Annotated in this window: 15 protein-coding genes and 2 pseudogenes; 7 read left to right on the top strand and 10 right to left on the bottom strand. The window is 72.6% G+C overall.

Annotated features, from left to right (window positions below; all coding sequences use genetic code 11):
- Window positions 1-280 (bottom strand): annotated as a pseudogene (locus tag ACIRFH_RS00005) (hypothetical protein); the annotation flags it as partial.
- 46 nt (window positions 281-326) lie between these two features.
- Between ACIRFH_RS00005 and ACIRFH_RS00010 the strand changes: the two are divergent.
- Window positions 327-1,019 (top strand): hypothetical protein, encoded by a 693-nt coding sequence (locus ACIRFH_RS00010; RefSeq protein ID WP_403515991.1) that lies wholly within the window; start codon window positions 327-329, stop codon window positions 1,017-1,019.
- A 239-nt stretch (window positions 1,020-1,258) separates the two neighbouring features.
- Here the strand turns inward: ACIRFH_RS00010 and ACIRFH_RS00015 are convergent, their stop codons facing one another.
- Entirely contained in the window at window positions 1,259-2,197 is a 939-nt protein-coding gene (locus ACIRFH_RS00015) for a helix-turn-helix domain-containing protein (protein WP_403515994.1), read from the bottom strand.
- 101 nt (window positions 2,198-2,298) lie between these two features.
- Here ACIRFH_RS00015 and ACIRFH_RS00020 point away from each other — a divergent pair, with 101 nt between their 5' ends.
- Complete coding sequence (locus ACIRFH_RS00020; protein ID WP_403515997.1) at window positions 2,299-3,729, top strand: MFS transporter; 1,431 nt, start codon at window positions 2,299-2,301, stop codon at window positions 3,727-3,729.
- A 37-nt stretch (window positions 3,730-3,766) separates the two neighbouring features.
- A pseudogene (locus tag ACIRFH_RS00025) lies at window positions 3,767-4,087 on the top strand (serine hydrolase); the annotation flags it as partial.
- A gap of 3 nt (window positions 4,088-4,090) precedes the next feature.
- Here ACIRFH_RS00025 and ACIRFH_RS00030 read toward each other — a convergent pair.
- From ACIRFH_RS00030 to ACIRFH_RS00040, 3 genes are all read right to left on the bottom strand, one after another.
- The gene (locus ACIRFH_RS00030) at window positions 4,091-4,678 is read right to left on the bottom strand and encodes a TetR/AcrR family transcriptional regulator (RefSeq protein ID WP_403516000.1); all 588 of its coding nucleotides are present in this window, start codon (window positions 4,676-4,678) and stop codon (window positions 4,091-4,093) included.
- 24 nt (window positions 4,679-4,702) lie between these two features.
- Window positions 4,703-5,707: an aldo/keto reductase gene (locus tag ACIRFH_RS00035; protein ID WP_403516003.1), complete on the bottom strand. Its 1,005-nt coding sequence runs from the start codon at window positions 5,705-5,707 to the stop codon at window positions 4,703-4,705.
- A 181-nt stretch (window positions 5,708-5,888) separates the two neighbouring features.
- Entirely contained in the window at window positions 5,889-7,271 is a 1,383-nt protein-coding gene (locus ACIRFH_RS00040; protein ID WP_403516005.1) for a glycine--tRNA ligase, read from the bottom strand.
- Between the two features lie 149 nt (window positions 7,272-7,420).
- On the opposite strand from ACIRFH_RS00040, the gene ACIRFH_RS00045 reads away from it, so the two are divergent.
- Genes ACIRFH_RS00045 through ACIRFH_RS00060 form a run of 4 tightly spaced genes read left to right on the top strand, consistent with a single transcriptional unit; the run spans window position 7,421 to window position 10,585 of the window.
- Window positions 7,421-8,407 carry a zinc ABC transporter substrate-binding protein gene (locus ACIRFH_RS00045; RefSeq protein ID WP_403516007.1) on the top strand — a complete coding sequence of 329 codons (987 nt, stop codon included), beginning with the start codon at window positions 7,421-7,423 and terminating at the stop codon, window positions 8,405-8,407.
- Between the two features lie 29 nt (window positions 8,408-8,436).
- The gene (locus tag ACIRFH_RS00050) at window positions 8,437-9,204 is read left to right on the top strand and encodes a metal ABC transporter ATP-binding protein (RefSeq protein WP_403516009.1); all 768 of its coding nucleotides are present in this window, start codon (window positions 8,437-8,439) and stop codon (window positions 9,202-9,204) included.
- Window positions 9,204-10,106 (top strand): metal ABC transporter permease, encoded by a 903-nt coding sequence (locus tag ACIRFH_RS00055; RefSeq protein ID WP_403516011.1) that lies wholly within the window; start codon window positions 9,204-9,206, stop codon window positions 10,104-10,106. Before ACIRFH_RS00050 ends, ACIRFH_RS00055 begins: the two co-directional genes overlap by 1 nt.
- A 59-nt stretch (window positions 10,107-10,165) precedes the next feature.
- Entirely contained in the window at window positions 10,166-10,585 is a 420-nt protein-coding gene (locus ACIRFH_RS00060; protein ID WP_403516014.1) for a Fur family transcriptional regulator, read from the top strand.
- Window positions 10,586-10,669: 84 nt separating this feature from the next.
- On the opposite strand, the gene ACIRFH_RS00065 is transcribed toward ACIRFH_RS00060, so the two are convergent.
- The 5 genes from ACIRFH_RS00065 to ACIRFH_RS00085 form a co-directional block, all read right to left on the bottom strand.
- Window positions 10,670-11,215 (bottom strand): hypothetical protein, encoded by a 546-nt coding sequence (locus ACIRFH_RS00065; protein WP_403516017.1) that lies wholly within the window; start codon window positions 11,213-11,215, stop codon window positions 10,670-10,672.
- A 69-nt stretch (window positions 11,216-11,284) separates the two neighbouring features.
- Window positions 11,285-12,115: an isoprenyl transferase gene (locus ACIRFH_RS00070; RefSeq protein WP_403516019.1), complete on the bottom strand. Its 831-nt coding sequence runs from the start codon at window positions 12,113-12,115 to the stop codon at window positions 11,285-11,287.
- 44 nt (window positions 12,116-12,159) lie between these two features.
- Complete coding sequence (recO, locus tag ACIRFH_RS00075; RefSeq protein WP_403516022.1) at window positions 12,160-12,909, bottom strand: DNA repair protein RecO; 750 nt, start codon at window positions 12,907-12,909, stop codon at window positions 12,160-12,162.
- A gap of 22 nt (window positions 12,910-12,931) precedes the next feature.
- On the bottom strand, window positions 12,932-13,189 hold the full coding sequence (locus ACIRFH_RS00080) for a hypothetical protein (protein ID WP_403516025.1): 258 nt from the start codon (window positions 13,187-13,189) through the stop codon (window positions 12,932-12,934).
- The gene (locus ACIRFH_RS00085; protein WP_403516028.1) at window positions 13,144-13,350 is read right to left on the bottom strand and encodes a hypothetical protein; all 207 of its coding nucleotides are present in this window, start codon (window positions 13,348-13,350) and stop codon (window positions 13,144-13,146) included. Before ACIRFH_RS00085 ends, ACIRFH_RS00080 begins: the two co-directional genes overlap by 46 nt.
- Window positions 13,351-13,404: the final 54 nt, after the last annotated feature.

Consider the following 13,404-nt stretch of genomic DNA (forward strand, 5'->3'; position numbering starts at 1 on the left):
CGCCCGCCCGGCGCACCGGCGCGGGCGCGGCGGGCTTCCGGGGGTGGGGCCCCCGGCGGCCGGCCCGCCTGGGGGGGGGCCCGCCCGGCCGCGGGGCGGGGGCGCCCGGGGCCCCCCGCGCCGCGAAGTCCGCGCCGCGCACACCGGCCCGTGCGGTGCCCGCGACCGCGCCGGCCGCGGCACCCACGGCAGGGGCGGTGCCGCGCGCGACCAGACGGGGTCCGGCCAGCACGATCCCGGTGACGGCGCCCTGGGAACGCGTCAGAAGTCCACCGGCCATCTCTGTCTCTCAGCCCGCCTTCCGAGTACGCGACGCGGACGCCGCCTTGCGGCTCCTGCTCCCGGCCGCGCCGGTGGTCCGGCCGCCGACGGCGGAACGGCTGCCCGCGGCGCTGTTGCCGGTCGTGCCCCTCGCGGTGGTGGCCTTCGCGGTGGTGGCCTTCGCGGCGCTCTTCTTCGCCGCGTCGGCCTTGGCGGCGGCGGTCTTCCGCGCCGCGGTGCCGGTCGCGGTGGCCTTCTGCGCCGCGGCCCCGGACGCGGTGCTCTTCTTCGCGGCGGTCCCGGTCGCGGTGGCCTTCGCCGCGTCGGCCTTGGCGGCGGCGGTCTTCCGCGCCGCGGTGCCGGTCGCGGTGGCCTTCTGCGCGGCGGTCTTCGTGGCGGCCGACCTGGTCACGGCCGTCTTCCCCGTGGCCGACGTGCTCCGCGCCGTCTTCACCGCGACCGTCTTCGCCGCCGCCGACCTGCTCGCGGCCCGCTTCGCCACGGCGCTCTTCCCGGCGGCGCCGGCCTCCGCGGCCGCGCCCCCCGTCGTGGCCGCGCTCCCCGTCGTGGTCTTCTTCGCGGCGTTCCTCTTCTCCGCCGTCGTGGCCGTCGGCAGGCTCCCGCCGGAGGCGGAGGCCGACCCCGCCGGAGGCGACTGCCGCGAACGCGGCCGCGTCAGCCACGCCACCGCCGCTCCGGTGAGCGCCACCGGCCACTCCACCACACCGGCGACGCCCAGCACTCCGGCCCCGGTGTAGACGGCCAGCCGCCGACCGCGCGGTGACACGGCCCCGATCCTGTCCAGCGCCCCCTCGGCCACCCGGCCGACCGTCCCGGCGCCCGGCACCTTCCGCAGCGCCGATGTGGCCGCGTGCAACGGTCGCGGCAGCGTCTGCGCCGTCTTCTGCTCAGCCATGGCTGTCCTCGCCCTGTGCGAACTGTCGAAACCCTGGAACATCACCTTCCGCACATCCCCGGGTTCCCGCACTTCGGGCGGTCATCCCGGCGATGTGGCTCCGCGTTCCAGGGCGATCGCGTGCAGCCTCTCCAGCCGCTCCCGGGAGACCTCGTCGGCCGGGGCGTACGTCACCATGCGGGGCCCGGACTCCGGTCCGAGCCACAGGTCGGTGTGGTCGACGCTGACGCGGCCCACGTACCGGTTGAGGAACTCCTTGCGCTTGCCGCGGTGGGCGACCACCTCGTACCGCTCCCAGGCCTCCAGGAACTCGGGGGACTCCGCCCGCAGCCGCTTCAGCAGCATCTTCCAGGCGGGCTCGGCGAGATGACCGGCCATCGTGGCGCGGAACCGGGCGGCCATCAGCCGCTGGGTCTCCTCCAGGTGGACGATGGAGGACCGCCACTCGGCGTGGGTGAAGGACAGGACCATGCAGTTGCGGTCCTCGGGCGGCACCGCGTCCAGGTCACACAGCAGCAGCCCGTAGGTGCGGTTGTGGGCGAGGATGTCGTACCGGCTGTTCTGGATGCACGCGGGATACGGCTCGAACTGCTCCATCAGGGCGCGCAGCGCCGGGGTGACCGACGGGCAGTCGGTCGCGGGCGTCGGGTCGACGGCCCCGGCCAGCCGGAAGAGGTGGGCGCGCTCGGTCGGGTCGAGCAGCAGCGCGCGGGCGAGGGCGTCGAGGACCTGCACGGAGACCTGGATGTCGCGGGCCTGCTCGAGCCACGTGTACCAGGTGACGCCGACGGCCGAGAGCTGGGCGACCTCCTCGCGGCGCAGCCCCGGGGTGCGGCGCCGGCGTCCGCGGGGCAGCCCGACCTGTTCGGGGGCGATGCGTTCGCGGCGGCTGCGCAGGAAGGCGGCGAGTTCGTGCCGCCGGACCCGCGACTCCGCCTCCGGGGGCCGCGGTCCCCGGTCCGTCTCCCGGGCGGCCGTCCGGCCCGCCGCCCCCGCGCTCTCCTGGGCCGTCGTCGTCATGCCTCCAGGGTGCCGCCGACCGGATCCTGTTGCCAGGTACTCCTTCTACCAGGACAAGGAGACTCTGGTACCAGCCTGGCGGGCGCAGCAGTCTCGATCCCGTGACCGAAACCATCACTTCACGTCCCGTCCGACCGGCGGCCTCGGCGCCGCCCGCGCTCAGCGGCCCCGGTCTGTTCACGGTGCTGCTGGCCGCGGCACTCCCCCTCGTCGACTTCTTCATCGTCAACGTCGCCCTGCCGACCATCGGCACGGACCTCTCCGCGGGCGAGTCGGTCCTCGAACTCGTCGTCGCCGGGTACGGGGTGGCGTACGCCGTCCTGCTCGTCCTCGGCGGCCGGCTCGGCGACCTGTTCGGCCGGCGGCGGCTGTTCCTGGGCGGCATGGCCGCCTTCGGCCTGACCTCGCTGGCGTGCGGCCTGGCACCGGACGCCTGGACGCTGGTGGCGGCGCGGGTGGCGCAGGGCGCCTCGGCCGCCGCGATGCTGCCGCAGGTGCTGGCCACCATCCAGGCGACCACCTCCGGTCCCCGGCGGGCCAGGGCCATGAGCCTGTACGGGGCCACGGCCGGCCTGTCGATGGTGGCCGGCCAGATCCTGGGCGGTGTCCTGGTGGCCGCCGACATCGCGGGCACCGGCTGGCGCGCGGTGTTCCTGGTGAACGTCCCGGTCGTGCTGGCGGGCCTGCTGCTGGCCGTCCGCGCGGTCCCGGAGACCCGCTCGGCGCGCCCGGAGCCGCTGGACGGCGCCGGCACGGTGCTGCTGGCCGTCTCGCTCCTGACCCTGCTGGTCCCGCTCACCGAGGGCCGGGCGGCGGGCTGGCCGCTGTGGACGTGGCTGTCGCTGGCGGCGTTCCCGTTCGCGGCGGCGGCGTTCTACGCGGTGGAGCGCCGGGCGGACCGCGCGGGCCGTACGCCGCTGGTGCCGCCGAGCCTGTTCGCGATCGTCTCGCTGCGGCGCGGGCTGCTGCTGATCGTGCCGTTCTCGGTCGGCTTCAGCGGTTTCATGTTCGTCGTCGCGGTCGCGCTCCAGCAGGGCGCGGGCCTCGGTCCGGTGGCCGCGGGGACGGCGCTGGCGCCGCTGGCGGTGGTGTTCTTCCTCGTCTCCCTCGCCGGTCCCCGGCTGGTCGCCCGGTACGGCAGCCGGGTGGTGCCCGCGGGCGCGGTGCTCCAGGGCGTGGGTCTGGCGCTGATGGCGCTGGCCGCCTGGCGTTCCTGGCCGGACCTCGGGCTGGTCGAGCTGATGCCGGGGGCGGCGGTCGCCGGGGCCGGGCAGGCGCTCCAGCTCCCCGTGGTCTTCCGGATCGTCCTGTCGGAGGTGCCGCCCGCCCGTGCGGGCGTCGGCAGCGGCGTCATGATGACGACGCAGCAGTCGTCGCTGGCGCTGGGGGTGGCCGCCCTGGGCACGCTGTTCCTGTCCCTGGTGCCGGGCCTGGGCATGCGGGACGCGCTGGTGACGACGCTGCTGGTCCAGTTGGCGGCGGTGGCGCTGACGGGGTTGCTGAGCCTGCGGCTGCCGCGCACGATCGGCTGAGGCGGCCGGCCGCCGATGAGTTCCGGACGCGGCCGCGGTCCTCTCCCCCGCCTCGGTCCGCGCCATGACCACCGACCACCTCACCGCCGTCCAGCGCGGGGCCGCGCGCCTGTTCCCGGACGGCCAGGGCTGGGGCTACGGCGGCCAGGGCTGAAGCTACGGCGGCCAGGTCGACGTGGACCGGTCGGAGCCGTGGAACGTGCCGGGCCGCTACGGCTGGGTCGGCGGCAGCGGCACCACGGCCCACCTGGTCCCCGCCACCGGGACGACGGCGGTCCTGCTCACCCAGGTGGCCATGACGGGCCCGCGGTCGACGCCGCTGATGCGTGACTTCTGGCGGTACGCGGCCGGCGTCTGACGCTCAGCCGCGCAGGCCCCGCACCAGCAGGTCGACGACGGCCGCGAACTCCTCCTCCACACCCGGCCGCTTCCACTCGGGCGCGTGGCAGGGGTCGTGGAAGCGGCCCGTGGCGTGGAAGACGGCGCGGGCCGCGGCGGCCGGGTCGGCCACGGTGAAGACGCCGGTCTCCGCACCCTCCCGGACGATCCGGGTGAGCTGTCCGGTGAGGTCCGCGAGGTGTTCGCCGACCGCGGTGCCGGCCTCGTCGGTCAGCACCGTGTACGTGGCGAACAGCTCGGGGTCGTCGCCCGCCTTGCGGCGCTTGGCGTCGAACAGGGCCCGCAGCCAGTCGCGCAGCCGGCCCTCCGCGTCCCGGTCCTCGGCGGCGATCCCGGCGAGCGCCTCGGAGGTGCGGTCCAGCCACCGCTTGGTGACCGCCTCGCGCAGCGCGGCCTTGGTGCGGAAGTGCCGGTAGACGCTGCCGTGGCTGACGCCGAGCGCGCGGGCCACGTCGACCACGGTGGCCTTGGCCGGGCCGTGGCGGCGCAGCACCTCCTCGGTGGCTTCGAGGATGCGCTCGGCGGTCAGGGTCTCGGAGGTCGGTGCCATGGACTAGACCGTACCCGGCGCCGTTCAGCGTTCGACGTGGGCCATCTGCGCCGCCGGGTAGCGCTCACCGGCGGCGGCGCCGGCCGGGACGGCGCGCTCGATCGCGGCCAGGTCGGCGTCGTCCAGGGTCACGTCCAGGGCGCCGAGCGCCTCGGTCAGCCGCTGCCGGGTGCGGGCGCCGACCAGCGGCACGATGTCCTCGCCCCTGGACAGCACCCAGGCGATGGCGATCTGGGCGACGGTGACGCCCTTCTGTTCGGCGATCTTCCGCAGGGCCTCGACGAGGTCCAGATTGTGCCGGAGGTTGTCGCCCTGGAAGCGGGGTGAGTGGGCGCGGAAGTCGGTCGGGGCGAGCTGCCGGTCGCGGGTGAAGTGGCCGGAGATCAGTCCGCGCGAGAGGACCCCGTACGCGGTGACGCCGATGCCCAGTTCGCGGGTGGCCGGCAGGATCTCGTCCTCGATGCCGCGGGAGATGAGGGAGTACTCGATCTGGAGGTCGGAGACCGGCGCGGTGGCGGCGGCGCGGCGGATCGTCTCCGCGCCGACCTCGCTGAGGCCGATGTGGCGCACATGGCCCTTCTCGACGAGTTCCGCGATGGCGCCGACCGTCTCCTCGACCGGCACGTCCGGGTCGAGGCGGGCGATGCGGTAGACGTCGATGTGGTCGACGCCGAGGCGCTGGAGCGAGTAGGCGGCGAAGTTCTTCACGGCGGCGGGGCGGCCGTCGTATCCCGACCAGCCGCCGTCGGGGTCGCGCAGGGCGCCGAACTTGACGCTGACCAGGGCCTGTTCGCGGCGGGCGGCGGGCGCGGCGCGCAGGGCCTCGCCGATCAGCGTCTCGTTGTGGCCCATGGCGTAGAAGTCGCCGGTGTCGAGCAGGGTGACGCCCGCCTCGAGGGCGGCGTGGATCGTGGCGATCGACTCGGCCCGGTCCGCGTCGCCGTAGAGCGCGGACATGCCCATGCAGCCGAGACCGAGGGCGGAGACCCGGGGGCCGGTGGTTCCGAGGGCGCGCGTGTTCATCGTCATGACACCCACCCTGGCATGACAGCTGACAGATTTCAATATCTGTCATTCATTGAATTGTCACCGCCCGGCGGACCGTCGACACGAAAAGGCCCACCCCCCACCCGGCCGAGGCGGGTGGAGGGTGGGCGAAGGCCGGGGGTACGGGGGGCGGAGCCCCCTGGTACGCCCGCGACGAAGAACGTCAGCAGCCGACGAGCCGCGACGCGAGGTACCCCTCGATCTGGTCGAGAGACACCCGCTCCTGCTTCATCGTGTCCCGCTCGCGCACGGTCACCGCGTTGTCGTCCAGCGTGTCGAAGTCGACGGTGACGCAGAACGGCGTACCGATCTCGTCCTGGCGGCGGTAACGGCGCCCGATCGCGCCGGCGTCGTCGAACTCGATGTTCCAGTTCTGCCGCAGCGCCTGGGCGAGACCCTTGGCCTTGGGCGACAGCTCCGGGTTGCGGGACAGCGGCAGCACCGCGACCTTCACCGGCGCCAGACGCGGGTCGAGGCGCAGCACGGCGCGCTTCTCCATCTTGCCCTTGGCGTTCGGTGCCTCGTCCTCGACGAAGGCGTCGAGCAGGAAGGCGAGCATCGCCCGGCCGACACCGGCCGCCGGCTCGATGACGTACGGCGTCCAGCGCTCGCCGGCCTCCTGGTCGAAGTAGGAGAGGTCCTGGCCGGAGGCCTTGGAGTGCGCGCCGAGGTCGTAGTCGGTGCGGTTGGCGACACCCTCCAGCTCGCCCCACTCGCTGCCGCCGAACTGGAAGCGGTACTCGATGTCGGCGGTGCGCTTGGAGTAGTGGGAGAGCTTCTCCTTCGGGTGCTCGTACCAGCGCATGTTCTCTTCACGCATGCCGAGGCCGGTGTACCAGTTCCAGCGCTGCTCCATCCAGTACTCCTGCCACTTCTCGTCCTCGCCCGGCTTGACGAAGAACTCCATCTCCATCTGCTCGAACTCGCGGGTGCGGAAGATGAAGTTGCCGGGCGTGATCTCGTTGCGGAAGGACTTGCCCATCTGGGCGATGCCGAACGGCGGCTTGCGGCGCGAGGTGGTCTGCACCTGGGCGAAGTTGGTGAAGATGCCCTGCGCGGTCTCGGGCCGCAGGTAGGCGACGGAGCCGCTGTCCTGGGTCGGGCCGAGGTGGGTGGAGAGGAGGCCGGAGAACTGCTTGGGCTCGGTGAAGGTGCCCTTGTTGCCGCAGTTGGGGCAGTTGAGGTCGGCGAGGCCGTTCTCGGGGGCGTGGCCCTTCTTCTCCTCGTACGCCTCCTCCAGGTGGTCCGCGCGGAACCGCTTGTGGCAGGAGGTGCACTCGGTCAGCGGGTCCGTGAAGGTGGCGACGTGGCCGGAGGCGACCCAGACCTCGGGGGCCAGGATCACGGACGAGTCGATACCGACGACGTCCTCGCGCGAGGTGACCATGTAGCGCCACCACTGGCGCTTCAGGTTCTCCTTGAGCTCGACACCCAGCGGACCGTAGTCCCAGGCGGCGCGCTGACCGCCGTAGATCTCACTGCAGGGGAATACGAAGCCACGGCGCTTGCTCAGGCTGACGATGGTGTCGATCTTGTCGGCGGCCACGGTGCTCTCTTCATTACGACGACGGGCGACGAAGCGAGATGCTTCCAGAGAATGCCTCAGGTTACCGGCGCGGGACGCCCCCCGGCCAAATCGGGGGCCGTTCGGGGGCTTGTTGACAACGGTTTCCAGAATCGTTGAAAATGAGTGTCATGAACGTACGACGACGCTCCATATCCGGCATAGCGGTCACCGCGGCCACCGCTCTCGGCCTCGCGACTCTCTCGGCCTGCTCCAGCGACAGCGCGGCGGCGGGCAGCACGGACAAGTTCGACGTCGTCGCGTCGTTCTACCCCATGGCCTTCCTCGCCGAGCAGATCGGCGGCGACCACGTGAACGTCACCAGCCTCACCCAGCCCGGCCAGGAGCCGCACGACCTCGAGGTCAGCACCAAGCAGCGCGCCCAGCTGGAGGAGTCGGACGCCGCGCTCTACCTCAAGGGCCTGCAGCCCGCCGTCGACGAGGCCGTCACCCAGTCCGGGATCAGGACGAAGATCGACGCGGCCTCCCTGACCTCCCTGGAGGAGCACGGCGAGGAGGTCGGCGGCCACGCGGCCGAGCACGACCACGCGGCCGAGGAGGACGGGCACGGCCACGACCACGGCGGGGAAGCCGGCGGCAAGGACCCCCACATCTGGCTCGACCCGGTCAAGTACGCCGAGGTCGCCGAGGGCGTCGGCAAGGCCTTCGAGAAGGCCGACCCCGACCACGCCGCCGACTACAAGAAGAACACCGAGGCCCTGGTCAAGAGGCTCGGCGACCTGAACACGAAGTTCGAGACCGGCCTGAAGGACACGAAGACCAAGGTCTTCATCACCACGCACGCCGCCTTCGGCTACCTCGCCGAGCGCTACGGCCTCACCGAGGAGGCCATCAGCGGCCTCGACCCCGAGTCCGAGCCCAGCGCCGCCCGGATCAAGGACCTTGCGAACATGGCGAAGGCCGACGGCGTCTCCACCGTCTTCTACGAGACGCTCGTCAGCGACAAGACCGCGAAGACCGTCGCCAAGGACGCGAACCTCGAGACGGACGTCCTCGATCCGATCGAGGGCATCACCGAGAAGTCCCGGGGCGACGACTACTTCCAGGTCATGGAAGCCAACCTCAAGGCCCTGCAGACGGCCCTGGGCGCCAAGTGACCGGCCGGGACGACCAGATGGAGGGTGGCATGACCGAGCCCGTCATCGCACTGCGCGGCGTCCGCGCGGACCTCGGTTCGCGCCCCGTCCTGCGCGGCATCGACCTCACCGTGCGCCGCGGCGAGGTCGTCGCCCTGCTCGGCGCCAACGGCTCGGGCAAGTCCACGGCCGTGCGCACGGTCATCGGCCAGGTGCCGGCCGTCGCCGGGGAGATCGAGCTGTTCGGCACCCCGCGGCGCCGGTTCCGCGACTGGGCGCGCGTGGGCTACGTCCCGCAGCGCACCACGGCCGCGGGCGGCGTGCCCGCGACGGTGACCGAGGTCGTCTCCTCCGGCCGGCTCTCCCGCGCCCGCTTCGGCGTGCTGCGCAAGGCCGACCACGAGGCCGTGCGCCGGGCCCTCGACCTGGTCGGCATGGCCGACCGCGCCAAGGACTCCGTGAACGCCCTCTCCGGCGGCCAGCACCAGCGCGTGCTGATCGCCCGCGCGCTCGCCTCCGAGCCCGAGCTGCTGATCATGGACGAGCCGATGGCGGGCGTCGACCTGGCCAGCCAGGAGGTCCTGGCCGCCACGCTGCGCGAGCAGGTCGCGGCCGGCGCCACCGTCCTGCTCGTCCTGCACGAGCTGGGCCCCCTGGAGCCCCTGATCGACCGGGCCGTCGTCCTGCGCGACGGCTGCGTCCTGCACGACGGCCCGCCCCCGAAGGCCGTCGGCCAGCACGCCCTGCCCGGCCACGACCACGTACACCCGCACGCACCCGCGGGCGCCGAACCGATGCGCACAGGACTGCTGAGCTGATGGAACTGTTGAACTACGCCTTCATGCAGCGGGCGCTGCTGGCGGCCGTCCTGGTCGGCATCACCGCCCCCGCCGTCGGCATCTACCTCGTCCAGCGCCGCCAGGCCCTCATGGGCGACGGCATCGGCCACGTGGCCATGACCGGCGTCGGCCTCGGCTTCCTGCTCTCCTGGTCCCCGGTGTGGATGGCGACCCTGGTCTCCGTCCTCGGCGCCGTCCTCATGGAGCTGATCCGCTGGTACGGCCGCACCCGCGGCGACATCGCCCTCGCCATGCTCTTCTACGGCGGCATGGCCGGCGGCGTGATGTTCATCAACCTCGCGCCGACGGGCTCCAACGCCAACCTCACCTCGTACCTCTTCGGCTCGCTGTCGACGGTCTCCGAGTCCGACGTGACCGCGATCTGCCTCCTGGCCGCCTTCGTGGTGCTGGTCACCCTGGGCCTGCGCCGGCAGCTCTTCGCCGTCAGCCAGGACGAGGAGTTCGCCCGGGTCACCGGCCTGCCGGTGCGCGCGCTGAACCTGCTGACCGCCGTCACGGCCGCGGTCACGGTCACGGTCGCGATGCGCGTCGTCGGCCTGCTGCTGGTCTCCGCGCTGATGGTGGTCCCGGTGGCCGCCGCCCAGCAGCTCAGCCGCAGCTTCGCCGCGACCTTCGCGATCGCCGTCGCCATCGGCGTGACCGTGACGATCGGCGGCACGGTGACGTCCTACTACCAGGACGTGCCGCCCGGCGCGACGATCGTGCTGCTCACCATCGCCGCGTTCGTCGCGCTGACCGCGCTGGCCACCCCGCTGGCCCGGCGACGCGCGCGGGCCGCCGCCCTCGCCCGGTCCGCCGCGGATCCCGCCGAGTGCCGGATTCCGGCCACCCGGGGCGCCGGCGACGAAGTCGGCGCCTGACCGCCGACAGCCCGGGCTGGCACAATGGCCCCGGCAGTGCAGACGTGAGGAGGCACCCCGTGACGACCGCTGGACCGCCCGTGAAGGGCCGCGCCACCCGGCAGCGGGCCGCCGTGGCGGCGGCCCTGCAGGAGGTCGAGGAGTTCCGCAGCGCGCAGGAGCTCCACGACATGCTCAAGCACAAGGGCGACTCGGTGGGGCTCACCACGGTCTACCGCACCCTGCAGTCCCTCGCCGACGCCGGCGAGGTCGACGTCCTGCGCACCGCGGACGGCGAGTCCGTCTACCGCCGCTGCTCCAGCGACGACCACCACCACCACCTGGTGTGCCGGATCTGCGGCAAGGCGGTCGAGGTCGAGGGCCCCGCCGTGGAGACGTGGGCGGAGGCCATCGCCGCCGAGCACGGATACGTCAACGTCGCGCACACCGTGGAGATCTTCGGCACCTGCGCGGACTGCGCGGCGGCCGGCGACGCCTGAGCCCGCGAAACGGCCGGACGGCCGGGTCCCCGCTCAGGGGCCCGGCCGTCCGGCCTTCGCATCCCGGCCGTCCCGCCCGTGGATTCAGGCGCGGGCCAGCCGACTGCCGAGGATCGCCCGCAGCCGGTCGACGTCCTGTGGTGTCCGGGCGCCCTGCTTCACCAGCACCAGCGCGCAGTTCCCGGCCCGGTCGGGGCTGCGCAGCACGAAGACGCGGTCGGACTCCGCCCAACTGCCGTAACTCTCCCAGCCGGAATGCAGTTCGGCGTGCTCGCTGACCATGTGCACGCCCTGGGTCCCTACGGTCACCCGGATCAGACCGTGATGCCCGTTGGCCTCGATCATGCGGCCGGCCGAGATTCCGGGGACGCAGAACATCACCACGCCCCAGACAACGAGGCCCAGCCCACAGCCCACGCCGGCCGCCATGCCGGTCCACCCGCCGAGGACGGCGAGCGTCGCGCCCGCCGCCACGACGAGACCGAGGAAGGCGGTGTGGTGGAGGATCCGGGCCGACGCGCCCCGCTTGCGCAGCACCAGTCGTACGGCGTCCTTCATGTCCTCACGCAGCTGTACGAACTCCAGCTCGACGGTGTCCTCGTCCAGCCCCACGCCGTGCTTCTCGGCCACGGCCCCTCCTCCGGTTCCTCGGCGACGAGCCGTGATCGTAGCGCCGGGGCCGGCGGGGCGTTCCGGGGCTCAGGGCTGCTTGCCCTCCATGGCGAGCAGTTCCTCGTTGGGGATGGCCCCGCCGAAGCGGCGGTCGCGGGAGGCGAACTCCAGGCACGCCCGCCACAGGTCACGCCGGTCGAAGTCCGGCCACAGCACGTCCTGGAAGACCATCTCGGCGTACGCGCTCTGCCAGATCAGGTAGTTCGACGTCCGCTGCTCCCCGCTCGGCCGCAGGAACAGGTCCACGTCCGGCATGTCCGGGTAGTACAGGTACTTCGCGAGGGTCTTCTCGTCGACCTTCGACGGGTCGAGCCGCCCCGCCCGCACGTCCTCGGCGAGCGCCTTCGCCGCGTCCGCGATCTCCGCGCGGCCGCCGTAGTTCATGCAGAAGTACAGCGTGAGCCGGTCGTTGTCCTTGGTCTGCTCCTGGGCGATCTGCAGCTCCTTGGCCACCGACTTCCACAGCCTGGGCATCCGCCCCGCCCAGCGCACCCGCACCCCGAGCCCGTCGAGGGTGTCGCGGGACTTGCGGATGAAGTCGCGGTTGAAGTTCATCAGGAAGCGCACCTCGTCCGGCGAGCGCTTCCAGTTCTCGGTGGAGAAGGCGTACAGCGAGACGTTCCCGACGCCGATCTCGATCGCCCCCTGCAGGACGTCCATGACCTGCTCGGCACCGACCTTGTGCCCCTCGGTGCGCGGCAGCCCGCGCTCCTTGGCCCAGCGCCCGTTGCCGTCCATGACGATCGCCACATGCTCCGGCACCAGCTCGCCGAGGGCCGGGGGCCGCGCACCGGACGGGTGCGGTTCCGGCGCCTTGTACTCCCGGCGCTGACGCCCCAGGAAACCGCGTACGGCCATGTGTCTCTCGTCTCCTCGTGCTCTGCCTGTGTCCAGGACTTCGTCTAGGTCTTCTCGACGTACCGCAGGGAACGCAGGCCGCGCTCCAGGTGCCAGTGCAGGTACGCGGACACCAGCCCGCTGCCCTCCCGGACGTAGCGCGCCTCGCACGCGTCCGCGGTCCCCCAGTCTCCCGTGAGGAGCGCGCCGAGCAGTTCCAGGGCCTGCGGTGAGGGTACGACGCTGCCGGGCACCCGGCAGTCGGCGCAGACGGAGCCGCCCGATCCGACCGAGAAGAACCGGTTCGGTCCCGGCATGCCGCACTTCGCGCAGTCGCCGAAGGTCGGCGCGTACCCGTTCACGGCGAGGGAGCGCAGCAGGAACGCGTCCAGGACGAGGTTCGGCGCGTGCTCGCCCCGGGCGAGGGTCCGCAGCGCGCCGACCAGCAGCAGGTACTGCTGGACGGCCGGCTCGCCCTCGTGGTCCGTGAACCGCTCGGCGGTCTCCAGCATGGCCGTCCCGGCGGTGTACCGGCCGTAGTCCGTGACGATCCCGCCGCCGTACGGCGCGATGGTCTCGCTCTGCGTGCACAGCGGCAGCCCGCGTCCGACCAGCTCGCTGCCCTTCGAGAAGAACTGCACGTCCACGTGCGAGAACGGCTCCAGCCGCGCCCCGAACTTCGACTTGGTGCGGCGGACCCCGCGCGCCACGGCGCGTACGCGTCCGTGACCGCGTGTGAGCAACGTGATGATCCGGTCCGCCTCACCCAGCTTCTGGGTGCGCAGCACGATGCCGTCGTCGCGGAACAGACTCATGGAGTCCATTCTCCCGCATGCCTCAGGGCACCTCGCCACGACTTCGCGCGTTGGCGTACGCCGTCGCCGCGCTGAGCCGCTCGGCCAGGGTGGCGTGGCGCACGTCACCCGGCTCGGCGTCCCACTCCCGGCCCCCGCCGTACGGCCGCATCTGGACGTACGGCCCCTCGTGCCCCATGACGACGCCGACCCGTCCGGTGCGGGTGTCGACCGCGTAGGAACCGATCGCCGGCATCACCGCAGCGCCGCCGCGAGGCGCCGCGCGGTCTCCACGGAGCATCGCCCCAATTCGATGAGCGGACAGGGTGCCTCCCGCGCAAGACTCACCGGGTCGATCCCGAGGGAGGGAAGAATAATTCCGGCCTCCGCGAGTGCCGCGCGCAATTCTTTCAACGTCTCCTCCGCTTCTTCGGCGCAGAGCGCCGAGTGTGCCGCCTCCACTGTGTTCCCCTTCCCTTTTCGGTTTCACTCTTCGTGTCTACAGAATGCCTCTCC

This window comes from Streptomyces sp. NPDC093586 (assembly GCF_044764905.1).
Taxonomy (GTDB): Bacteria; Actinomycetota; Actinomycetes; order Streptomycetales; family Streptomycetaceae; genus Streptomyces.

What these genes read in the sequence shown, in the direction of transcription:
- ACIRFH_RS00015 (WP_403515994.1), bottom strand. Translation starts at nt 2,197, where the DNA reads ATGACGACGACGGCCCAGGAGAGCGCGGGGGCGGCGGGCCGGACGGCC.
- ACIRFH_RS00030 (WP_403516000.1), bottom strand. Translation starts at nt 4,678, where the DNA reads ATGGCACCGACCTCCGAGACCCTGACCGCCGAGCGCATCCTCGAAGCC.
- ACIRFH_RS00035 (WP_403516003.1), bottom strand. Translation starts at nt 5,707, where the DNA reads ATGACGATGAACACGCGCGCCCTCGGAACCACCGGCCCCCGGGTCTCC.
- ACIRFH_RS00045 (WP_403516007.1), top strand. Translation starts at nt 7,421, where the DNA reads ATGAACGTACGACGACGCTCCATATCCGGCATAGCGGTCACCGCGGCC.
- ACIRFH_RS00050 (WP_403516009.1), top strand. Translation starts at nt 8,437, where the DNA reads ATGACCGAGCCCGTCATCGCACTGCGCGGCGTCCGCGCGGACCTCGGT.
- ACIRFH_RS00055 (WP_403516011.1), top strand. Translation starts at nt 9,204, where the DNA reads ATGGAACTGTTGAACTACGCCTTCATGCAGCGGGCGCTGCTGGCGGCC.
- ACIRFH_RS00070 (WP_403516019.1), bottom strand. Translation starts at nt 12,115, where the DNA reads ATGGCCGTACGCGGTTTCCTGGGGCGTCAGCGCCGGGAGTACAAGGCG.
- recO (WP_403516022.1), bottom strand. Translation starts at nt 12,909, where the DNA reads ATGAGTCTGTTCCGCGACGACGGCATCGTGCTGCGCACCCAGAAGCTG.
- ACIRFH_RS00080 (WP_403516025.1), bottom strand. Translation starts at nt 13,189, where the DNA reads ATGCTCCGTGGAGACCGCGCGGCGCCTCGCGGCGGCGCTGCGGTGATG.